The organism is Halobacillus naozhouensis (genome assembly GCF_029714185.1).
In the GTDB taxonomy this organism is placed as follows: domain Bacteria; phylum Bacillota; class Bacilli; order Bacillales; family Halobacillaceae; genus Halobacillus_A; species Halobacillus_A naozhouensis.
Genome location: NZ_CP121671.1, coordinates 1,901,392 through 1,924,588 on the forward strand (window position 1 = coordinate 1,901,392; position 23,197 = coordinate 1,924,588).

Sequence of the window (23,197 nt, forward strand, 5' to 3'; positions counted from 1 at the left end):
AAGCTAGCTTCTCCGCTTCATTCCATTTTATGATACAATTACATAGGAAAATAATAATGGAGGCCGGTTATGTATATATACTATTTGATTGCTGCTGCAATTGTCGCCATTGATCAGCTGACAAAGTGGATCATTGTACGGACGATGGAGATACGTGAATCCATTCCTGTTATAGAGGATTTCTTTTACATCACCTCCCATCGAAATCGAGGCGCAGCATGGGGAATCCTGCAAGGTCAAATGTGGTTTTTCTACATCGTTACCGTCATCGTAATTGGTGTAATTATCTATTATATGGGTCAATACGCGAAACAAAGCAGATTCGTTGGGGTGGCCCTTGCTTTAATCTTAGGCGGTGCGATTGGGAACTTCATTGACCGGTTATTTCGAAAAGAAGTCGTTGATTTTCTAAATTTCTATATTGGAAACTATAATTTTCCGATCTTTAATGTGGCTGATTCATCGCTCGTTATAGGCGTGATCTTTGTGCTTATTGCTACATTTGTTGATGAACGACGCCAGAAAAAAGGAGTAAAAGCATGAGTGAATACTATCAGGCAAAAGATACTGACCAGTCAAAGCGAATTGATAAACTGTTAGCGGATATCATAGACGATGCTTCACGGTCACAAGTGCAGGGCTGGTTAAAAGAGGACCTTGTATTAGTCAACGAACAACCTGTCAAAAGTAATTATAAAATTCAAGAAGGGGATGTTATTACGTGGACCATTCCTGAACCTAAGCCATTAGAACTGAAGGCAGAAAATATCGATCTTGAAATTGTATATGAAGATCGCGATGTGATTGTCGTCAATAAGCCTTCAGGGATGGTCGTTCACCCTTCAGCTGGCCACGAAAGTGGGACACTCGTAAACGCTCTGCTGTATCATTGTGATGACTTATCAGGTATAAACGGAGTAGAGCGGCCCGGTATCGTTCACCGGATTGATAAAGATACGAGCGGCCTGTTGATGGTAGCCAAACATGATCGTGCCCATGAGTCGCTGGTTACTCAACTTAAGGACAAAACAGTGGAACGAAAATATATGGCGATTGTTCACGGATCAATCTCTCATGAATATGGGACGATAGATGCGCCGATTGGACGAGATACGAAAGACCGTCAGCGTATGGCAGTCGTAGAAGGAGGCCGGGATGCGGTCACACACTTCAAAGTACTTGACCATTTCCCTGAATTCACCCTCGTTGAATGTACATTGGAGACGGGAAGAACCCACCAAATTCGTGTTCACATGCGTTATATTAACCATCCCCTGGCAGGGGATCCTAAGTATGGTCCGAGAAAAACGCTCGATTTAGACGGACAAGCCCTTCACGCAAAAACCCTGGGATTCGATCATCCCACCACAGGCGAGCGATTGACATTTGAAATCGAACCACCTGCGGAATTCACGGAAACCATCCAACACCTTAGAAATAGAAGTTGACAAAAGTCAGTAAGTTTGCCATAATGGCTAATAGAATAAAATAGTCCTTTAATGATAGTCCCGTGAGGCTAGAAAGGTTCGGTTCACACGACGTGTGTATATGCCCTTTTTCTGCCTTCATGTGGAAAAGGGCTTTTGTTATGGATAGGGGTGAGCAGATGGAGAGAAAAGCAACAGTACTTGATGATGCAGCGATTCGACGGGCTCTTACGAGAATTTCCCACGAAATCATTGAGAAAAATAAAGGCGTAGAAGAGGTCGTACTAGTAGGGATTAAAACACGCGGTGTTCCGATAGCTGAGCGTCTACGTTCAAAAATAGAGAGCATAGAGGGAGAATCACTCCCTGGAGGCGAGCTCGATATTACTCTTTATCGTGATGATCTTTCGAAAAAAGGAAATCAAGCTGACCCGGATGTAAAAGAAACGAACATTACCGAAGATATAACGAACAAAAAAGTAATCTTAGTAGATGATGTGCTTTATACGGGCCGCACGGTGCGTGCCGCAATGGACGCCCTTATGGACCACGGAAGGCCATCACAAATCCAGTTAGCTGTTCTAGTAGACCGCGGTCACCGCGAACTTCCGATTCGTGCGGATTACGTTGGAAAGAATGTTCCTACTTCACTAAATGAAGTGGTGACCGTCTCACTGTCAGAAACGGATGCTGCTGATGAAGTATATATTTCTGAAAAATAAATAGATGTTACACCTTTAATGGAAGCCCCGTGAGGCTTAAAAGGTCGTAAATGACAAGCGCGTTCACCCAATGCGCCAACCTCTTTGCGTACCTTTAAGCAAAGAGGTTTTTTTATGACAAAAGCGGAGCGGGGCGTTAGAAAAGGAAGTTGGACTAAGAACGGCACGTCCTGCGGAGCCACAGCGCAAATAAAGGAGGAAATGGCATGAACTCAACAGAAGGAGCTATCGGTATCCGAGAAATACCGAAAGCACATAAATGGATTACATTAAGCATTCAGCACTTATTCGCCATGTTTGGCGCAACAATACTTGTACCATTTCTAACCGGATTATCCCCAGCCGTCGCCCTAGTTTCAAGCGGATTTGGTACATTGGCTTATCTGCTAATCACAAGAGGAAGGATTCCAGCCTACCTAGGTTCAAGTTTTGCTTTCATATATCCCATTGTAGAGGTGTCCAAGTCGAGTGGTGTAGCTGGAGCGATGATTGGCAGTTTTTTAGCTGGCCTTGTGTACGGTATGGTTGCCTTACTCATCACCATATTCGGGTTAAATTGGCTGATTAAACTGCTTCCACCAGTTGTGGTAGGACCTGTAATCATTGTCATTGGTTTAGGACTGTCCTCTACAGCTATTGATATGGCGATGTATTTGCCAGGTGAAGGGCAGGTGTATAGTGCTACACACTTTACGGTAGCGCTCGTGACGTTAGGGATTACGATCCTGGCCACAGTCTTTCTAAGAGGATTTCTAAGCCTGCTGCCGATTTTATTCGGGATCATCGGTGGATATGTGTTCGCCATGACCCAGGGTATCGTCGATACTACTGAGATTCAGACAGAATGGCAGAACATAACATCCGCTGGATCAATCGGAGGCTTTTTCCAGGCTCTGTTCCAGATGCCAGAATTTCTGATTCCCTTTAAGGACTTTTCACCAACGGAAGTATTTAGCTGGCATATCGTCCTGGTCATGGTGCCGTTTGCCCTTGTTACTATTACGGAACACATTGGTGATCAAATGGTATTATCCAAGGTTGTCGGCAAGAACTTCTTAAAGGAACCTGGCCTAAATCGTTCCATTCTTGGGGATGGCGTCGCTACGATGATGGCTTCATTCCTCGGGGGCCCGCCGAATACAACATATGGCGAGAATATAGGAGTCCTCGCCATTACGAAAGTGTACAGCGTATTCGTAATCGGCGGCGCTGCTATTGTAGCCATCCTGTTCGGGTTTATGGGAATGAGCACAGCCGTGATTGGGTCGATTCCTTCAGCCGTAATGGGCGGTGTGTCGATTCTGTTATTCGGAACGATCGCCTCAAGTGGCTTACGAATGTTAATAGACAATCAAGTAGATTTTGGAGAAAAACGTAATTTAATTATCGCCTCTGTGATCCTCGTGCTTGGAGTAGGCGGTGCATTTATTCAAGTGACAGATGAAGTCCAGATTGCAGGTATGGCACTATCAGCGATCGTAGGGGTTTTACTGAACCTCATTCTCCCTGGAAAAGAAAAAAGCCAGGGTAATGGCCGGATGTTTGAAGCACCTGAAGTGGAACAACAGAAGCAGAATGATGGAGCAGCATAATCTAAACCTATACACGTTTTAACAGAGTCCTGTGAGACTTTGAAGGGTGTACTTTGGGCTTAGCTTGTTCGTCCGCGCGCGGCGAAAGCACCCCCGGTATATCCGGAGGTGCTTTTTTCATGAACAAAACGCTTACGCTTTCGAAATTAAGGGGGGGAGAATCGTGCAGCATTTACTATCTATGAATGACCTTACTAAGCAAGAGATTATGAATCTAATAGACACCGCACAAGCGATTGAATCTGGTGAACACATTCTGCCAATGGAGCGGACGTTCGCGAGCAACATTTTTCTTGAGCCCAGTACTCGAACCAAAAATAGTTTTTATATTGCCGAGAAACGGTTAGGAATGGAAGTCCTCGATATGAATGGAGTCGACTCCAGCGTGACCAAAGGGGAAACGTTAGAAGACACACTGAAAACCTTACAGGCGATTGGGGTAAAGCTAGCCGTTGTTCGTCAGCCTGAAGTCGGTGTCCTACAGCAAGCCGCACATGAGGTGAGTAGCCTGTCTATCATTAATGCCGGAGATGGAACGGGGGAGCATCCCACCCAATCACTCTTAGACCTCTACACAATCTCAAAAGAGTTTTCCAGCTTTGAAGGACTTCGTGTTGCGATAGCAGGCGACATTAAACATAGCCGGGTCGCCCGTTCTAATGCGTGCGCTTTAGAAAAATTAGGTGCGCATGTGTGCTTTGTAGCCCCGGAGGCTTGGAGAGATGAGTCCATTTCGATTAATTATATCAGTATGGATGAAGCTTGTGAGCAAGTTGATGTACTGATGCTGCTGCGTATCCAGCATGAACGGCATATCATTAGCGACAATCAGGGTGATTACTTACAAGAGTTTGGATTGACGATAGAACGCGAACGATGCATGAAGGATGAGGCTGTCATTCTTCACCCTGCTCCCGTAAACCGAGGAGTGGAAATTGATTCTTCATTAGTAGAATCTGAAAAATCGCGAATCTTTCAGCAAATGTCTAATGGTGTTTTGATGCGAATGGCTATTATTCAGACGTTATTAAAGGGGGAGCTGCAATATGAGTATTAAAATCGTAAACAGCAAACGAAGCGTAGAAGGTCAATTAGTAGAATGTGAAGCATTCATAGAAAACAATCAGATTGTTGAAATAGGGGAGAAAGTTAACAGAGACGCAGACAAAGTCATCGATGCTAAAGGCCGTTTGCTGTCAGCCGGCTTTGTTGATGTCCATATCCATCTTAGAGAACCAGGCGGGGAGGCCAAGGAGACAATCGCTACAGGTACGGAAGCTGCAGCCAGGGGCGGGTTTACAACGGTTTGTGCGATGCCAAACACACGTCCTGTGCCCGACTCCGAAGAAACGATGGCCAACCTATTTGAAAAAATCAATCAGGACGCGGTTGTGCGTGTCTTACCTTATGCGGCCATCACCACCCGTCAGCTTGGGAAGGATCTTGTTAATATGGAGCAGCTCAGCGAAATGGGCGCCTTTGCTTTTACCGATGACGGTGTCGGTGTTCAAGTGGCCGGCAAAATGTACGAGGCGATGAAGGAGGCAGCGCGAGTAAATAAAGCAGTTGTCGCCCATTGTGAGGATAATTCCCTTGTTTACGGCGGGGTCGCTCATGATGGCGAAGTCAGTGAACGACTGGACATTCCTGGCATCCCGAACATTGCTGAATCTGTTCATATTGCTCGCGATGTGTTGTTAGCTGAAGCGGCAGATTGCCACTACCACGTTTGCCACGTGTCAACGAAGGAATCGGTACGCGTGATCCGAGAAGCCAAGAAAGCGGGAATCCGTGTAACAGCTGAAGTAACTCCCCATCATCTGTTACTAAACGAAGAAAACATTACACAGGATGATGCGTTATTTAAAATGAATCCGCCACTCCGTTCTAAAGAAGATCAGCAAGCATTGTTAGACGGATTGCTGGATGGAACAATTGATTGTATTGCAACCGACCATGCCCCACATACGGAAGAAGAGAAACAAGCGGGCTTCCTTCGCTCTCCATTTGGGATTACCGGGCTCGAAACAGCATTCCCGCTGCTCTACACCAAACTTGTTATTGAAAATGGAACCATAAGCCTTGATCAGCTTATTAACTGGCTGACGATTCGTCCGAGTGAAATTTTCCAACTCCCATATGGAAAGCTTGAAGTAGGGGCAACAGCAGATCTTACTCTTATTGACCTTGAGGAAACAAGATCAATCGACAGACACAACTTGGTATCAAAAGGGAAAAACAGTCCTTTTCACGGAGTCCGTGCAAAAGGCTGGCCTGTAGCAACAATCGTTAACGGCACACTAGTTTTTGAGGAGGATGTATATGAAGCAGCTCGTTCTTGAGGATGGTACAGTATTTGTAGGGAAAGGTTTTGGCAGTGATCGCGAGAGTTTTGGCGAAATTGTGTTCAATACTGGTATGACTGGGTACCAGGAAGTGATTTCTGACCCATCTTACTGTGGGCAGATGGTTACGTTTACCTATCCGTTAGTTGGAAATTATGGGATCAACCGAGACGACTTTGAAACAGTCGATCCTGCAATATTAGGAGTCGTTGTGAAAGAACATTGTAAGCATCCATCTAATTTCAGAAATGAGGAGACGCTGGATGAATTTCTGAAAGCTAAGCGGATTCCTGGGATTAGCGGCGTGGATACAAGGAAGCTCACCAAAATTATTCGTAAGCATGGCACGATGAAAGCGATGATTACATCAACTGATCGTCCTGTCGAACAGTTGGTTGACTTTATGAGAAATACCCCGCTTGCGACCGATCAAGTAAAGCAGGTGTCGACCGTTAAGCCATACGTAGTACCAGGACGCGGCTATCGAATTGTACTGATTGATTACGGCATGAAGCATGGCATTCTGCGAGAATTTACAAAGCGAAGCTGCCATGTAACTGTCGTACCTTACAATACCTCGGCTGAGGAAATTGAAAGGCTGAGACCAGATGGCATTATGCTTTCTAACGGTCCTGGCGATCCAAAAGACGTCCCTGAAGCCATTCAAACAGTCCGCAAGCTAATGGGGCACGTACCAATCTTTGGAATCTGCCTTGGGCACCAGCTGATTGCGCTGGCTTCCGGTGCAGACACCGTGAAAATGAAATTTGGCCATCGCGGTGGAAATCAGCCTGTGAAAGATTTACGTACGAACAGCACCGCGATCACTTCCCAAAACCATGGCTATGCCGTTGATCGTGACTCGCTTGAGTCAACACAGTTGTCTTTAACACAAATTTCCTTGAACGATGGCACAGTGGAAGGCCTCGAGCATCAGAGCGTGAACGTCTTTTCTGTGCAGTATCATCCTGAGAGCTCTCCAGGACCAGAAGATACATCAAGCTTATTTGACGAATTTCTAACGAGAATCACTGAATCCCATAAAGAAGCGAAGGAGGCTCTACATGTCTAAGCGAACAGATATTAAACGCATTTTAGTTATTGGTTCTGGCCCTATCATTATTGGTCAGGCGGCTGAGTTCGACTACTCCGGAACCCAGGCGTGTCAAGCTTTGAAGGAAGAAGGATACGAAGTCATTTTAGCAAACTCCAATCCCGCTACTATCATGACGGATCACACGTTTGCCGATAAAGTGTACATGGAGCCGCTAAACCTTGAATTTTTAACAAAAATTGTTCGGAAGGAATCACCAGATGCGATTCTGCCTACACTTGGCGGCCAAACGGGATTGAATCTTGCCGTAGCCTTAAGTGAATCTGGAGTCCTTGAACAGCAACAAGTCGAGTTGCTGGGAACACCGCTTGATGCGATTCAGCGGGCTGAGGATCGGGAGAAATTCCGCGCACTCATGCATAAACTGGAGCAGCCTGTTCCGGAAAGTGAAATTGTCAGCTCTGTCGATCAAGCCGTCAACTTTGCAAATAAGATTGGCTATCCTGTTATCGTTCGTCCTGCTTATACTATGGGAGGAGCCGGCGGCGGAATGTGTGATAACGAAGAACAGCTTCGGGAAATCGCGCGCAGTGGACTTGCTCAATCACCTGTTCATCAATGTTTAATTGAGAGAAATATTGCCGGCTTTAAGGAAATCGAGTATGAAGTGATGCGCGATGCCAACGATCAGGCGATTGTTGTGTGTAACATGGAAAACTTTGATCCGGTTGGTATCCACACTGGGGATTCCATTGTGGTAGCCCCCTCCCAAACGTTAAGTGACCGTGAGTATCAGATGCTGCGCAATGCATCTCTTGAAATTATTCGGGTCCTTGAGATTGAAGGCGGCTGTAACGTTCAATTAGCTCTCGACCCTGATAGCTTTCAGTATTATGTAATTGAAGTCAATCCGCGTGTCAGCCGTTCTTCCGCACTGGCATCAAAGGCTACCGGTTATCCGATTGCTAAAATGGCTGCTAAAATCGCGGTGGGGATGACGCTCGATGAAATCGAGAATCCGATTACCGAGACGACTTACGCTTGTTTTGAACCGGCGCTCGATTATGTGGTAACGAAAATCCCGCGCTGGCCCTTTGATAAATTTGCGAAGGGAAATCGTAAACTGGGTACACAAATGAAAGCAACCGGTGAAGTAATGTCGATCGGCCGTACGATTGAAGAATCTTTGTTAAAAGGAATTCGCTCGCTGGAAGGGGAAACAGATGATTTGTTTGTAGCTTCTGTTGCCGAGCTTTCAAACGAGGATATCTTCAAACGATTGCACCTGGCTGATGATGAGCGGATTTTCATTTTAGCTGAAGCGTTAAGACGAAATATTACGCTTGCACAGATTCATGAAACGACAGGCATCGACTACTTTTTCCTTCATAAACTGCAGCACATTATTCAACTGGAGCAAAAAGTGAAGGAAGCAGGCTGGGAGGCTGCCATCATACGGGAAGTGAAAGAAACCGGCTTTTCCGATCGACAAATTGCCCGATTGCTTGAGACGACCATCGATGATGTAATGAGTTTTAGAAAACAGCACAACATCTCACCCGTTTATAAAATGGTCGATACGTGTGCAGGTGAATTCGTTTCAGAAACTCCGTATTTTTACAGCAGCTATGAAGACGAAAATGAATCAGTCGTTACAGAAGCCAAAAAAGTGCTCGTCATCGGGTCTGGTCCAATTCGAATCGGCCAGGGAGTTGAATTCGACTATGCGACCGTTCACTCGGTTTTAGCTCTTAAAGAAATGGGTTATGAAGCGATTATTATGAACAATAACCCGGAAACAGTATCCACAGACTTTAGCGTTTCTGACAAGCTTTACTTTGAGCCGTTAACACTTGAAGATGTGATGCATGTCATCGATCTTGAACAGCCTGAAGGTGTCATTGTTCAGTTTGGCGGACAGACAGCGATCAATCTTGTGGAGGGGCTGAGCCGTCACGGGGTAAATATTCTCGGCACAACGATGGATGCGATCAACCAAACCGAAGATCGTGATCTATTTGAACAATTGCTCACGAACCTTGATATCGCCAAGCCTGGCGGAGAGAGTGTGACGAGCGAAGAAGAGGCTATTCAAGCGGCACAGCGAATAGGCTACCCTGTTGTCGTCAGACCTTCTTATGTGCTCGGCGGACGTGCGATGGAGATTGTCTACTCTGAAGAAGAGTTACTGATTTACATGGAAGAAAACGTTCGCGTACACAACGGTCATCCGATCTTGATCGATAAATATTTAACAGGTATGGAGATCGAGGTTGATGCGATTTCAGACGGTCAGGATGTTGTGATTCCAGGGATAATGGAGCACATTGAACGCGCGGGCGTCCACTCTGGCGACTCAATGGCTGTCTATCCGTCTCAGCGCTTATCGGAACGGCTCGAACAGCAGTGTATTGATGCTACGGTCAAAATAGCCCGCGACTTAAACATGAAGGGGCTCATCAACATCCAATTTGTCATCCTGGATGAGACTGCCTACGTGCTCGAAGTGAATCCACGCGCCAGTCGTACGGTTCCTTTTCTTAGTAAAATTACCGGAATTACGATGGCCCAGGTGGCAACGAAAGTCATAATGGGACAAACATTAGCTTCCTTAGGCTACTCATCAGGAATTGCTCAAAAGCCTGACGGTGTATATGTGAAAGTACCCGTGTTTTCATTTGAAAAACTTCGCAGTGTTGATACAACGCTTGGACCTGAAATGAAATCAACTGGGGAAGTGATCGGGTATGATCAAAGCCTCGAGAAAGCTCTCTATAAAGGCATGACAGCGGCCGGATTAAAAATACCGACAGAAGGTGCTGTGTTACTAACAGTAGCGGATAAAGACAAACAGGAGATGCTTGCGATCGCGAGAACGTTCCATCAGCTTGGCTTCCACTTGTATGCGACAGAAGGGACAGCAAGAGCGATCGAAGAATCTTCCCTGCCTGTGGAAGCGGTTGGAAAACTCGGTTCAAGCCAGCGTGACGTCGTCGATTTAATTCGCAGCGGTGACGTTCAGTTTGTTGTCAACACAGTAAATAAGGGACGCCGTGCCCGCTCAGATGGCTTCCAAATTAGACGTGAAGCAGTTGAGCACGGTATTGCCTCCTTGACGAGTCTTGATACAGCGAAAACGATTGTAGAAGTGATTGATGCGATGACGTTTACGGCCAGGACGATTGCGAAGAAAGAGGCGGTGTTCGTGTAATGCAAAGAGAATGGATGACGATCATTACTCATCGATCCATCGCTGCTCAAACTTATCTGTTGGAACTGCAAGGGAGTCTTCCGCAATGTGTGGAGACCCCCGGGCAGTTTGTCCATATCCAGGTTAGTGATAACTATTTTCTGCGACGCCCTGTTTCCATTGCTGATGTTGATGCGGTAAAAGGAACATTTACACTGCTTTATAAGGTGATGGGTAAGGGAACAGCAGCTCTAACTAAAAAGCAGACAGGTGAAAAACTGGATGTACTCGGTCCAAGTGGGACAGGCTTCCCTCTGGAAAAATTAACCGCAGAAAAAGCTCTGCTCATTGGGGGAGGGATCGGTGTTCCGCCATTGTATTACTTGGCCAGAAAGCTGCAGGAGCGAGGGATTGAGGTCACAAGCATTCTCGGATTTCGGTCAAGCGAGGATGGCTTTTATATCGACAAATTCCAGGAATTCGGTGAAGTGCATGTGGCAACAAATGATGGGAGCCTTGGGACACAAGGGTTTGTGACAGACGTCATTCCGCAGGTAAATTCCTTTGATACGTATTTCTCTTGTGGTCCTACTGTAATGCTTAAAGGAGTTAAAGAGCAGCTTATAGATGTCCCTGGCTATATATCCATTGAGGAGCGAATGGGCTGTGGGGTTGGTGCCTGTTTTGCCTGCGTGGTGGAATGTGCCGATGAAGGAGATGCGAAAGGTTACCGTAAGATTTGCTCTGATGGACCCGTATTCCGGCCTGAGGAGGTAATTTTATGATCGATACGACCGTTGATCTACCTGGGTTACAGTTGAAGAACCCAGTGATGCCTGCATCGGGATGCTTTGGTTTTGGCCGAGAATTTGCTCAGTTTTATGATTTATCTCACTTAGGAGCGATCATCATTAAAGCAGCGACGGCCACAAAGCGATTTGGCAACCAAACACCGAGAGTGGCGGAAACAGCAAGTGGAATGCTGAACGCAATTGGCCTTCAAAATCCAGGGGTGGATGCGATTATTAAGGAAGAACTGCCTTTTCTTGAAACCTACCAAACTCCGATCATTGCAAATGTCGCTGGCAGTGCCATGGAAGATTACGAAGAAGTTGCAGCGAAGCTCGGGAATAGTATGGTCTCGGCACTTGAACTAAACATCTCATGTCCGAATGTAAAAGAAGGAGGCGTCCAGTTTGGTGTCGATCCCGAACTTGCTTATTCTGTGACGAAGCGGGTAAAACAAGCTAGTGACAAACCACTTTATGTGAAACTTTCTCCTAATGTCACCGATGTTGTTACCATGGCAAAAGCTGTTGAAGAAGCCGGAGCAGATGGTTTATCCATGATCAACACGTTAACAGGAATGAGGATTGACCCCGTCACTAGAAAGCCGATCATTGCCAATCAAACTGGCGGTTTGTCAGGTCCCGCGATTAAACCTATTGCGATCCGGATGATTCATCAAGTGTATCAAGCCGTTAATCTGCCTATCATTGGGATGGGCGGCATAGAAACGACTGACGACATTATGGAATATTTACTGGCTGGGGCCAGTGCGGTAGCAGTCGGTAGTGCAAACTTTAAAAATCCATATATTTGCAAGGAGTTAATTGACCAACTGCCTGACGCTCTGTCGGCTCATGGTTTTCACTCTGTGAAGGACGTAATAGGAGGAGTTCATGTATGAAAACACGTTATCTTCAACCACTCTATCTTGCTTTAGATTTACAAGATAGAAGCCAGGCTCTGGATTTCCTCGAGCAGCACCAGCTTCAAGACATTCCCGTTAAGGTGGGGATGGAATTGTTTTACCGGGAAGGTCCAGGATTGATCGAAGAATTGGCGAAGCAAGGTCATCCGATCTTCCTTGACTTAAAGCTCCATGATATTCCGACAACGGTGAAGCGGGCGATGAGTAATTTAGCAAAATTGGATGTGGATGTTGTTAATGTTCATGCCCAGGGTGGAAAGCATATGATCGAAGCTGCTCGGGAAGGACTCGAACAATCAAGTCGAGGCAAGCGACCGCTGTTGCTGGCCGTTACCCAGCTGACTTCAACAGATGAAACGATGCTTCATAATGAACTGCTTGTAAAGGAAAAGATGACGGATGTCGTTGCTCATTACGCCGAGCTCGCCCATCAGTCCGGAGCAGATGGTGTCGTATGCTCCGTTCATGAGGTAGAGACAATCAAACAAACGTGCGGGAACTCGTTTTTGACCTTAACACCAGGAATCCGCCGTTCAACAGGTGTGCTCCATGACCAAAAACGGGCAGCCACCCCGGTTGAAGCTGGCGAAATCGGCAGTGATTCAATTGTGGTCGGGCGGAGCATCACCCAGGCAAATAATCCGCTAGCTGCTTATCAAACGATCAAGGAGGAATTTGAAAATGGAAGACAAGCCACTCGTTCAACATCTACTTGATATTGGAGCTGTACAACTAAGCCCTGATGACTTTTTTACATGGACATCCGGGCTGCGATCACCGATATACTGTGATAATCGTCTTACTATGTCCTATCCAGTTATCCGACAGCGAATCACAAGGGAATTTGCTGCCTTTATGGAACAGATTGATGAAGAGATTGATATCGTGGCCGGGTGTGCTACAGCAGGAATTCCCCACGCCGCGTGGGTTGCGGATCAACTGGACTTGCCGATGGTTTATGTTCGATCTTCCGCCAAAAAGCACGGGAAAGGCAACCAGATCGAAGGGGCTTATAAAGCGGGACAAAAAGCCATCGTCATTGAGGATCTTATTTCAACAGGGAAGTCATCAATTGAGGCCGCGGAAGCACTGCAGCAAGAAGGTGTAGAAGTGACTTACGTACTATCCATTTTTAATTATAATCTGACTGAGGCTGTAGAAGCTTTCGCTGACAAGAGTCTCCCCGTTCATTCCTTAACCGATTATAATCTCCTGCTGCATACTATGGAAAAAGATGCATTATTAAGCGAAGAACAGCATAGTAAATTACTACAGTGGCGGGAAAATCCTTCAGCCTTCATGCACTCTTGAAGGGGAGTTAGTTGCGATTCCGAAGCAGGGCTAGTACGATAGAAACATCGGAAAGCTTTGGTGATGACAATGGGTTCTACTAAACATTCTATTTTTCTCTTAGTAAATGCTTCACTCGGACTTATAACGTGTATGGCTTATTTATACACATGGCTTGCTTTCGCCTTTATGGGATCGATGTGGTCGCTTGAGCCTTTGCTGAGCCTGTTCCTTTGTTTGGGCGCATTCTTCCTATGGAATAAATGGATGCTGAGAAAGGAAAACAGGCGGTACTGGGCTCAGGCCGTCTTTTCTTACTTTGGCACCATTCTGATCTTTATTTATTTTCTCAGCGGCTGAAATAGTTGACTGAGCAACTACCAATCAACCAATTTAAACGGACATGTGTGGCCTGGTTAGGTAAACTCTGCCTGACCAGGATACACATGTCCTTTTTCGTGAACGTTTTGTTTTCAAGGTGTGTGGCTATTTCGTGTTAAGTGATAGCAAATTTGGTTCGGTTCACCCGTGCACAAACACCTTAAATGTAGTATATTCATAATGATCAGAAAATTAATACTAAAGCACATGTCTTTACAATTAATCTGAGGTACAAATTACATACATTTCAATTGAATGGAGGAAGAACAAATGTCAAGAATTCCGTCAATACTTCAGAATTTACGTATTCCTGTAATCGGGGCACCATTATTTATTATTAGTAATCCTAAGCTAGTGATAGAGCAATGTAAGGCAGGGATCGTTGGATCGATGCCTGCACTGAATGCTAGACCTGCATCCTTACTTGATGAATGGTTGGCAGAAATCACAGAGGAGCTTGCAGCCTATAACGCAAAAAACCCGGATCGTCCGGCTGCACCATTTGCTATTAATCAAATTGTTCACAAGTCAAATGAACGGTTAGAACACGATATGGAATTGTGTGCGAAGTACAAAGTTCCCATTGTTATTTCGTCCTTAGGCGCCCGTAAGGAGATATTTGATACAGCACATAGCTACGGAGGAATTGTTCTGCACGATGTAATCAATAACACTTTCGCACACAAAGCAATCGACAAAGGTGCAGATGGCTTAATTGCAGTTGCAGCAGGAGCTGGCGGTCATGCTGGTGTGAAGAGCCCTTTTGCTTTCATTCAAGAAATTCGACAGTGGTTCGACGGTCCAGTTGCTTTGTCCGGATCGATTGCTACGGGAGATGCAATTCTTGCTGCCCAAGCGATGGGGGCTGATTTTTCATATATTGGCTCACCGTTCATTGCAACGCATGAAGCCCGTGCTTCTGAAGAGTATAAGCAAGCAATTGTTGACAGTACGTCTGATGATATTGTTTATAGCAATCTATTCACGGGTGTACATGGAAATTATCTGAAACCATCAATTCGGGCAGCAGGCTTAGATCCTGACAATCTTCCTGAAAGTGATCCATCCAAGATGAATTTTGGAGAGGCCGTCAAGCCATGGAAGGATATTTGGGGAAGCGGTCAAGGCATTGGTGCTATTAAAGAGGTTACTAGTGGAGCAGAACTTGTAGACAAACTTCACAAAGAATATTTGGAAGCAAGAGACAGTCTAATCAGCCGTAGTGATTATTATTAACAATTCAAGAAAGTTATCCTTCAGAAATTATTTATAGACATATTTATATTTGCTTTTCCTTTGTTATCCTTTTTGCTGTTATAATTTACGGCTTATATTATCGAAGAGCAAAGTTTAAAAATTTTCTACCACAAAATTAATTATTCAAGGTTGTTAAAATGAATTGAGGTATTGGAATCACCTCTATAATTAGCAGGCGTATTATACTACGCATAATTAGTGGAATCGTTGGAATTTCACACATCGGCAATCGACTGTCATCAATTTAATCAAACAGTGCGTATATACAACTATGCTCTTAAAGCATCAAACAGATAATTCGTGATTCTTCTCTCCTGGAAAACTCATTTACTTGCTTATTGGGTGGGAGTCCAGCCTGTGATCCTGACCTTGTTATTTTTAAAACAGTTATAATATTTGTCGAGAACTGTACCAATGCCTCTTACAATTATAATCGCTGACCTAGGAGCGCTACCAAGTTACATATTCTTCGTAGGTAAACGTTCTCCTAAAACTAACGAGTTCCTTAACTAAAAATGGTTAAACAACGGGAGTAGTCCCTAAAGGTTCTGCTCCTGAAGATGGGGAAGTAATTAAGGATCTTCAGCAATCGGGCCATTAAATGGGATAAGCGATTGCACGAAATAAGATAATTTAAAATAATTGGTATAAGTTAAAGGGTGGTTATCTGGAACAAGGGGGCAATAATCATAGCAGCTAAATCTAGCATAATTTTAAAGTCAGCATTAATTTTACAGATAATCTGGTTTGTAATGTTTTTCACTAATTTTCTTGGGTTTATTGGTTCAAAAAGTATATTACTTCAAGATATTGTGTGGCTTGGTACCCCAGTAATTGGATCAGTTGTCTCAGTTTTCCATCTAGTAAAAAGACAGTTAAACCGATTGGTGTTCACTACGATTTTCTCGTCTTTAACGATTTTTATATTATGGGTTTTAATATCTGGAATAAGTCAAATATAAGTTTATAGGGGGCTTTTCTCCTCATATTGTAATAAGGAAAATAACTTGTTTTAGATATTTAGTAGGGTAAGGATGAGCTATATAGAAAGGGATAAAAGGTATTAATCTCCATATTGTTTTATTTCTTTTTTTTATGATTGAGGGTTTGGGTGCATCGTGTGTATCAACTCCTTATCCTCCCTACGGTCCGGTACCGTGTGACACACGCCCCAGAAAGTTTTTTTCCCGTAAAATAGAGAAGTTATTTATTCCATTATAAATTCAAAATCTTCATGCGTAGGTTCTTCGTTTGTATATGCAATCCAATACATATTCTTCTTATAATAATCTTTAGTAAGTTCTTTCACGTAAGTTACGGCTTTAGCAGATTCTCCTAAGACCTTAACTCCTTTTATATTCGTTTTTTTTGGCAATTCATCTGGTAAAAGTATCGTTACGCTCGGGCCTTTATCTCTTCCAAAAACCATAACACCTGCCCCTTGTAAACTCATTGATTGAGTACGATCATCTGGACCAGCTACCCATTTTATTTTTCCATTATTATTCTTTAAAATAACTAAATCAGGATTATGAGTATTACCAGGATGTTCATTTTTAAAAATCACGTAAACAAAATTATCTTTAATGTCGTAGTCAATAATTTCTTTATTCTTTAATTCCTTTTCTGCCATAACATTGGTGATTTGTTCCTCTAATGATAGAGTTTCTGCGGTAGATTGCTCCCCATTAGGCTTTTCTTCCCCGTTTGAACAACCCAACAAAATAAAGATTAAGATAAATGGGATATACAACTTTTTCATGACATAACCTCTCCTTAATTAATTATACTAAATCCATAATTTTCCTCATTCTCCTTCAAACTGACTAATACCTCCCTTATAAATAATTTCTTACAAAAATGCAACTAAATGATTACTTGGTGGAACGGATAATTGGGCTTAATGACGTTAGAGAGACGGTTGTAATGTTAGGGATGCCAGACGGCCAGGCAACTTTGGAGCTGGTCAAATTCCATACGCCGTCAGATAAAAAAGTATTCAGCAATCTTTTGCAGTTATCTTGGGAATCCAGCATATTGCATTGCTGTTGAAGATATTGAAGGTGTTGTTGCCAAATTGAAAAAGAGAGGCGCGGAACTTTTTGTTTAGATACAAAACTACGAAAACGCTTATAAAATTATGCTACGTTCGTGGGCCAGAAGGGATTATTTTAGAGTTGGCGGGACAAATCAAATAACGCGTCCTTTTTACATTTAAGGGCTAGGTTGTTGAATAGAAAACACGGATAAGGTAGCATAATAATGATAATGAGAATCATTATCATTATTATGTAAGTTGAAAGAGGTGAGGTAAATAGATTTAATTGAAGTTGTACAGTCAATGTGAACCATTTTTGACAATAAGCCGGAAAGGTTGACCGAAATACTTTTAGGATTATTTCAGATTGCCTTTTATGCACTGAATCATCAAACGAAAGAACTTTGGAAAATTAAATTGTATGAGGATGAGGTTAGGTCATTGTTTGGCGAAAAGAAAGTGGTTAGTTACATACATTCGAATTGGATATCAAAACAAAACATCAAAATAAAAGACTGTACACAAACGAGTAGTCAGCTGAAAATGCCAGGGGGGTTCACATATGAAGAAAATAATGATTGTTGTATGCATACTAGTTTTATCATTGTTGGTTGCATGTAATGAAACAAGTAAAGAGGAAAAAACCAGTAAAAATAAAAATACGACAGTTCGGGAAATTAAAATAGAAGATGCAATGGGGACCCAAACCATTAAAGGTACACCAAAAAATATTGTAGTCTTACAATGGGCTTATGCAGAATATTTATTAGCATTAGGTATTCAACCTGCTGGAGTCACTGATATAAATGGCTATAAAAAGTTTGTCAATGTGGATAAAAAGCTTGCAAAAAGTGTAAAAGACGTGGGGACTCGGACAGAACCTAACTTGGAAGCTATTTCAAGATCAAAACCAGATCTTATTATTGCTATGGAATCAACTCATGAAAAAATATTAGATAACTTAAAGAAAATTGCCCCAGTAGTAACATTTGAATCAAGCTCGAACGAATCGATAAAAAATCAATATAAAAATATGTTGGAGGATTTTAAAAAAGTCGCAAAAATTGTTGACAAAAAAGAAAAAGCAGAGCTTGCGATTTCTGATCTAGAAGAATTTATTGAAGATCAAAGGAATCGACTAACAGAAGCTGGATTAGTGGGCTCAAAGTATATTGTTTCTCAAGCATATTCAGTACAAAATTCGGCTGTAATACGATTGTTTACGGATAATTCAATTGTATCGCAAATCATGACACGTCTTGGCTTTGAAAATGCCTACAAACCAGATAAGTTTAAACCTAATGGCTTTAGTAAAGTAACGGTTGAGGCACTACAAACTTTTCAAAATGAAAATCTTCAATTTCTGTACATTGTGCAAGATGATGACAATGTTTTTGAAAACCAACTTAAAGGTAATCCAGTATGGGAAAATTTAAGTTTTGTAAAAAGTGGAAATACACATCGACTTCCCGGAGATACATGGCCGTTTGGTGGTATTTTATCTGCATATGAACTAACCGAACAGTTTGTAGATGCAATGTTAGAAAAATAATCGTAAGGGAGTATATATCCGTTCCTTAACTTCTACACGTACACACTTGAAATGAAATCTGTATTCAAATGGCCTTTATTTGGAGTCAGCTTATTACTTTTTACATCATTATGGAAGACAAAAAGTGGGTTTAGTTTTATGATATGAGATTGTGAACTTAAACAAATGGGGAAGGTTAGCTGAATAAGAACGTATTAAAAATAAGAAATAGATAAGATGCTTTTAAATTTAACTAGTGTGTTGATCCCTTACGAGGATTAATGCACTTTTTTGTTAAAATTCAGTTTATATTTTTATAATGGTTCAGAATTACAATTAGGTGACTTTAACTGGTTAAGATTGCATGATACGGTTCCTTTAACAAGCAACTATATAGTTGCTTGTTATTGACGGCAACCATATAGTTGCATATACTTGAAATATGAATTTGGACAAAGACACTATATTCAAAGCACTTGGCGACTCGACTCGGCGGCTTATATTAGATGAACTATCTGAACGCAATGAGCTGACCTTGTATGAACTTACGGCACGTCTCATTATGAAGCACGAGCTTTCCATATCGCGACAAGCGATCGCTAAACATCTTACTACATTGGAAGAAGCAGGGCTCGTAATATCAAAACGAAAGGGAAAATATCGGGTAATTATATTCAACAACGAACCACTTAAAAATTTGCTGAAAGGATGGATAGAGTAATTTTATAAATCGAAACAGGACTTCTGACTCATGTGTAAGTTGTTTTGCTTATAGCAGATTGTTAGCCCAGCACCATGCGTCACAACTATCGAAGGAGGAAAAACAGTATGAAAATCATTGTTACTAGTATATTCGTAGAAGACCAAGATAAGGCACTAGAATTTTATTCAGAAACGCTGGGATTTGTAAAAAAACATGACGTTCCCACAGGAGAATTTAGGTGGATAACACTAGTTTCTCCCGAGGAACAAAAAGGTACCGAGCTTTTACTTGAACCGAATAACCATCCAGCCGCTAAAGAGTATCAAGAAAAGTTATTTGCTGAAGGCATCCCGGTAACAATGTTTGGCGTAGCAGATATTCGTAAAGAGTACGATCGATTATTGGATAAAGGCGTGAAGTTTACTATGGAGCCGACAAAAATGGGCGAAGTCACAATAGCTGTCTTCGATGATACATGCGGCAACCTTATTCAGATAATACAGCAGTAACCCCATGGCGAAGTAACCTAATACTAAACGACTTTATTGGCAAGTTTTAAGTTCGTGAAGTGTTCTTTTGTCAAAAGTTAAATCATTTTATGTTTTCCCTGTCCTATTTTTAGGGCGGGGTTTTGCATTTTTTTAGGTCTAAAAATAAATGAGAATGTTTTCTTTCTACTAGAAATGTAACATTGTGAAAATGTTCACTTAAACTAACAAGGGCAAGAAGAACTAATTGATTTTTTTTGGATTGAGATTATATTTTGTTATTCCTTTATAGGAGCGCTTTAATCGGAGATTAATCTATCTTAATCTTAAAACTGAAAGAAACCACCCTTCCTCTGAGGATGGTTTCCCTATTTATCTTAACCTTATTAACAGCAAGAGATTTTGAATGACAAATACAAAAGCTTACTTGGATTGTTGTGTTTTAAACTTTAATATTAAACAAGCTACTTAAGATCGTGATCAGATGGACTTTTCCAGCAAATAAGATGATCGCAAAATGTGGTTGGGCTAATCCAGGGTGGGGAGTGTTTAAGTCCTAATGTTGTAGTAGACCAGGAACCTGAAAATGCCCAAGGTATCGTCCAAATCACTTGGCAGATTGCTTACATCTTAGGTGCTGCTATTGGAGGTCTTTTTTTGCAGACTTTCTTGGTGCACCGGCAACCTCATTCCTGAATGCTGTTTTTTCAGGAAATTTATAAATAAGGACATTAAAGCAGGCTTTTTTCATATAATATTCTGGGGTGAAAAAATGCCAAGAGTAAAATACAGAGATTCAGACGTAGCTTTAATGGCAAGGTTGATGAGAGCGGAAGCCGTAGGTGAAGGAAAACAAGGAATGTTGTATGTGGGAAATGTAGTTGTTAACCGGGCTGTAGCGGATTGTTTAGATTTTACGAATTTAAGAACAATTCGAGATGTCATTTTTCAGGTACAAGGAGGAAATTATTCTTTTGAAGCTGTTCAAAAGGGCAGTCTATTTTATAAAGGAGCGAGATCTGTTGAGAAAAGATTAGCAAGAAAGAATTTAAAGTTTTGGAGACAACACCCAGCGAAATATTCTCTTTGGTATTTCAATCCATATGCTCCATGTCCTCCAACATGGTACGGTCAACCTTTAACTGGTCGTTATAAAAATCATTGTTATTATGAACCAGAAGCTGGAACTTGTGCCAGTGTTTATTGAGTTATTATATTTCTTCAGGAAAACAAGTTTATGAAATATTGTAATTAAACTCACTCAGATAGATTAGATTTAATCATAAATGCTCGCTAACGGGAGCGTTAGTTTAACAGATGATGCGTAAGAAATTTCGATATTGAGGCTTCAAGCTAAGGGCACTTATGTGTAATCGATAGGTGTCTTTTTTGTTGGGAAAAGAATTGAGTTAATTGCATGGTTTTGAAATAATTGGTATTAAGCAATCGGGCAGGAATTGAACAATGGGCATAGTAGGCCGCTTCTCAACTAATGGGAAGCGGCCTTTTGACAAACTATTGTTTCATTTTCCTGATCATCTCGATAGCTGGCGTTACATATAATGTCTGCTGGTGGTCATAAGTGACAAAACCCGGTTTAGCACCAGAAGGTTTCTTCACATGTTTAATCAGAGTATAATCCACTGGAACAGAGGACGATTGACTAAACTTACTAAAATAAGCCGCAAGCTGTGCCGCTTCAAATAAGACGTCTTCCGTCGGTGCTTCGTCCTGAATAACCACATGAGAGCCAGGAATATCTTTCGCATGCAGCCATGTATCATGCTTGTTGGCCAGACGATTGGTAAGATACTCATTTTGTTTATTGTTGCGTCCGACATAAATGGCTGTGCCGTCACTAGCCGTAAACTGTTCAGGCTTTGGCTTTGAAGGTTTGTTCGTTTTCTTCCTGGAAGAACTTCTTTTTTTCATATAGCCCTGTTCTCTCAGCTCTTCTCTAATTTCATCAATATCCACTTCCCGGGCAGATTCAACTTGCTGGATGAGTCGATCCAAATAGTCGATTTCTTCTTCAGCCTTGCCAATTTCTTTCTGAACAACTTGTTTCGATTTTTTTAGTTTTTGATAAGTTTGAAAGTAGCTTTGAGCGTTCTCGCTCGGCGATTTATTAGGGTTGAGCTCAATGGTACGTTCGCCTTGATCAGGATCGTAATAATCAACAACGCTTGCGAATTCGTCTCCTTGCTTTACTAAATGCATGTGGGCGGTTAGCAGTTCGCCAACACGTTGGTAATCTTCAGCAGCTTCCGATTTTTTCAGTGTCGTTTCGTGTTTCTTAATTTTACGTTTGTTTTTATCGCGTTCATTTTTTAAAAATTTGTAGAGGTCGCCAGCTTGCTGTTTCACTCGGTCTCGTTCAGCTTTCCCGGAATAGTAGCGATCAAGCATAGCGCTGACTGTCGGAAAGGAAGTCCCGTCTTGTTTGAGGAAACTAAGCTGCAGGACGTAAAACTGTTCACGGTCCCCCGAATAAATAACAGGCTGATAGGTATTGTCCATGATTTGCTCGCGGATATGAGAATAGGCGTTTTTATAGGCTTCCGATCCCCCTAAGTGAGCACAATGAGCAATTTCTTTTGTTATCACAGGTGAAAAGCCCATGACTGTGTTAAGGATTTGTTTATCGATTTTTCCTGAATTAAAATCTAGTTTTTTAACTAGTTCGTCTGCTTCTAGCTCCAGCGGATTTGTTTTCCCTTGTTCAGGTGGAAGTTTGTATGGCTGCCCCGGCATTACTGTACGGTGACGGTTTTGGGAAGGGGGCAAGTGTTTAATACTGTCTAAAATATGCCCTTGTTCGGTATCCACAAGTAAAATGTTCGAATGTTTCCCCATTACTTCGATGATCAGGGTCTTCATAGTCTCGTCACCAATTTCGTTCCGTGACCGGATTTGAAACTTAACGATTCGTTCCATACTCACTTGCTCGACCTTTTCAAGAAAGCCGCCGACTAGGTGCTTCCTCAGCAGCATACATAGCATTGGTGGTTCTTTCGGGTTGTGATACTGATCATTCGTCAAGTGAAACCGTGCATAGCTTGGATGTGCTGATAATAGTAGTGTATGGTTCGTTCGGTTCTTTCTAATAGTAAAAACTAATTCCGTTTCTGTTGGCTGATAAATTTTAACGATTCTTCCGGTCTTCACTTCCTCATTTATTTCGTGAGTGATTGCCCGGGTTACAATGCCGTCAAATGACATAGTGCATCACCTCTCTACTTGTGCAAGTATAGCATGTTTTGCTAAGAAATCCCTAAGAACTCTGCCTGTTCAATAAGAAAGAATTCATGTAGTTTTAAGATACAATTTTGAGCGAACTGGACCTGAATGTGATCTTTCTTTCCGTGATGTCTAACATTAGCTTATTAGTGGGGAGATTTGATAAACTGTAGAAAGAAACGTAAAATTAAACCTTGGGTGTGATAACAAGTGGTAAAAAGTATG

The 23,197-nt window shown here is 42.4% G+C and carries 20 protein-coding genes and 1 pseudogene; 19 read left to right on the plus strand and 2 right to left on the minus strand.

The genetic code is table 11. The features are described 5' to 3' along the window. Positions 1–69: 69 nt before the first annotated feature. From lspA to P9989_RS10090, 14 genes are all read left to right on the plus strand, one after another. The gene (gene lspA, locus P9989_RS10025) at positions 70–543 is read left to right on the plus strand and encodes a signal peptidase II (protein ID WP_283078613.1); all 474 of its coding nucleotides are present in this window, start codon (positions 70–72) and stop codon (positions 541–543) included. Further along, on the plus strand, positions 540–1,448 hold the full coding sequence (locus tag P9989_RS10030; protein WP_283078614.1) for an RluA family pseudouridine synthase: 909 nt from the start codon (positions 540–542) through the stop codon (positions 1,446–1,448). Before lspA ends, P9989_RS10030 begins: the two co-directional genes overlap by 4 nt. A gap of 158 nt (positions 1,449–1,606) precedes the next feature. Beyond that, positions 1,607–2,149, plus strand: coding sequence for a bifunctional pyr operon transcriptional regulator/uracil phosphoribosyltransferase PyrR (pyrR, locus tag P9989_RS10035; RefSeq protein ID WP_283078615.1), 543 nt, complete (start codon positions 1,607–1,609; stop codon positions 2,147–2,149). 206 nt (positions 2,150–2,355) lie between these two features. Continuing rightward, a complete protein-coding gene (locus P9989_RS10040) occupies positions 2,356–3,741 on the plus strand; it encodes a solute carrier family 23 protein (RefSeq protein WP_283078616.1) in 1,386 nt (461 codons plus the stop codon). Between the two features lie 163 nt (positions 3,742–3,904). Beyond that, entirely contained in the window at positions 3,905–4,798 is an 894-nt protein-coding gene (locus P9989_RS10045) for an aspartate carbamoyltransferase catalytic subunit (protein ID WP_283078617.1), read from the plus strand. Next, complete coding sequence (locus tag P9989_RS10050) at positions 4,788–6,083, plus strand: dihydroorotase (protein ID WP_283078618.1); 1,296 nt, start codon at positions 4,788–4,790, stop codon at positions 6,081–6,083. The genes P9989_RS10045 and P9989_RS10050 overlap by 11 nt, the downstream gene beginning before the upstream one ends. Then, a complete protein-coding gene (locus tag P9989_RS10055; protein WP_283078619.1) occupies positions 6,058–7,158 on the plus strand; it encodes a carbamoyl phosphate synthase small subunit in 1,101 nt (366 codons plus the stop codon). Before P9989_RS10050 ends, P9989_RS10055 begins: the two co-directional genes overlap by 26 nt. After that, positions 7,151–10,351, plus strand: a complete 3,201-nt coding sequence (gene carB / locus P9989_RS10060) for a carbamoyl-phosphate synthase large subunit (RefSeq protein ID WP_283078620.1) — start codon at positions 7,151–7,153, stop codon at positions 10,349–10,351. Before P9989_RS10055 ends, carB begins: the two co-directional genes overlap by 8 nt. Beyond that, positions 10,351–11,115, plus strand: coding sequence for a dihydroorotate dehydrogenase electron transfer subunit (locus P9989_RS10065; RefSeq protein ID WP_283078621.1), 765 nt, complete (start codon positions 10,351–10,353; stop codon positions 11,113–11,115). The genes carB and P9989_RS10065 overlap by 1 nt, the downstream gene beginning before the upstream one ends. Continuing rightward, entirely contained in the window at positions 11,112–12,020 is a 909-nt protein-coding gene (locus tag P9989_RS10070) for a dihydroorotate dehydrogenase (protein WP_283078622.1), read from the plus strand. Before P9989_RS10065 ends, P9989_RS10070 begins: the two co-directional genes overlap by 4 nt. Beyond that, positions 12,017–12,760 carry an orotidine-5'-phosphate decarboxylase gene (gene pyrF / locus P9989_RS10075; RefSeq protein ID WP_283078623.1) on the plus strand — a complete coding sequence of 248 codons (744 nt, stop codon included), beginning with the start codon at positions 12,017–12,019 and terminating at the stop codon, positions 12,758–12,760. The genes P9989_RS10070 and pyrF overlap by 4 nt, the downstream gene beginning before the upstream one ends. Continuing rightward, the gene (pyrE, locus tag P9989_RS10080) at positions 12,726–13,355 is read left to right on the plus strand and encodes an orotate phosphoribosyltransferase (RefSeq protein ID WP_283078624.1); all 630 of its coding nucleotides are present in this window, start codon (positions 12,726–12,728) and stop codon (positions 13,353–13,355) included. Before pyrF ends, pyrE begins: the two co-directional genes overlap by 35 nt. Before the next feature lie 132 nt (positions 13,356–13,487). Continuing rightward, positions 13,488–13,694: a hypothetical protein gene (locus P9989_RS10085; protein WP_283078625.1), complete on the plus strand. Its 207-nt coding sequence runs from the start codon at positions 13,488–13,490 to the stop codon at positions 13,692–13,694. A gap of 291 nt (positions 13,695–13,985) precedes the next feature. Next, positions 13,986–14,951 carry an NAD(P)H-dependent flavin oxidoreductase gene (locus tag P9989_RS10090; RefSeq protein ID WP_283078626.1) on the plus strand — a complete coding sequence of 322 codons (966 nt, stop codon included), beginning with the start codon at positions 13,986–13,988 and terminating at the stop codon, positions 14,949–14,951. Between the two features lie 1,228 nt (positions 14,952–16,179). On the opposite strand, the gene P9989_RS10095 is transcribed toward P9989_RS10090, so the two are convergent. Continuing rightward, positions 16,180–16,734 carry a hypothetical protein gene (locus P9989_RS10095; RefSeq protein ID WP_283078627.1) on the minus strand — a complete coding sequence of 185 codons (555 nt, stop codon included), beginning with the start codon at positions 16,732–16,734 and terminating at the stop codon, positions 16,180–16,182. Positions 16,735–16,856: 122 nt separating this feature from the next. On the opposite strand from P9989_RS10095, the pseudogene P9989_RS21695 reads away from it, so the two are divergent. The 5 genes and pseudogenes from P9989_RS21695 to P9989_RS10115 all read left to right on the plus strand — a co-directional run. Then, positions 16,857–17,170: pseudogene (locus P9989_RS21695) on the plus strand (VOC family protein); the annotation flags it as partial. 402 nt (positions 17,171–17,572) lie between these two features. Further along, a complete protein-coding gene (locus tag P9989_RS10100; RefSeq protein WP_283078628.1) occupies positions 17,573–18,562 on the plus strand; it encodes an ABC transporter substrate-binding protein in 990 nt (329 codons plus the stop codon). 421 nt (positions 18,563–18,983) lie between these two features. Next, positions 18,984–19,262 (plus strand): ArsR/SmtB family transcription factor, encoded by a 279-nt coding sequence (locus P9989_RS10105; RefSeq protein ID WP_283078629.1) that lies wholly within the window; start codon positions 18,984–18,986, stop codon positions 19,260–19,262. Between the two features lie 107 nt (positions 19,263–19,369). After that, positions 19,370–19,753, plus strand: a complete 384-nt coding sequence (locus P9989_RS10110; protein ID WP_283078630.1) for a VOC family protein — start codon at positions 19,370–19,372, stop codon at positions 19,751–19,753. 751 nt (positions 19,754–20,504) lie between these two features. Continuing rightward, a complete protein-coding gene (locus P9989_RS10115) occupies positions 20,505–20,939 on the plus strand; it encodes a cell wall hydrolase (protein WP_283078631.1) in 435 nt (144 codons plus the stop codon). 308 nt (positions 20,940–21,247) lie between these two features. Here P9989_RS10115 and P9989_RS10120 read toward each other — a convergent pair whose 3' ends face one another. Next, a complete protein-coding gene (locus tag P9989_RS10120; RefSeq protein WP_283078632.1) occupies positions 21,248–22,954 on the minus strand; it encodes an Rqc2 family fibronectin-binding protein in 1,707 nt (568 codons plus the stop codon). Positions 22,955–23,197 lie beyond the last annotated feature (243 nt).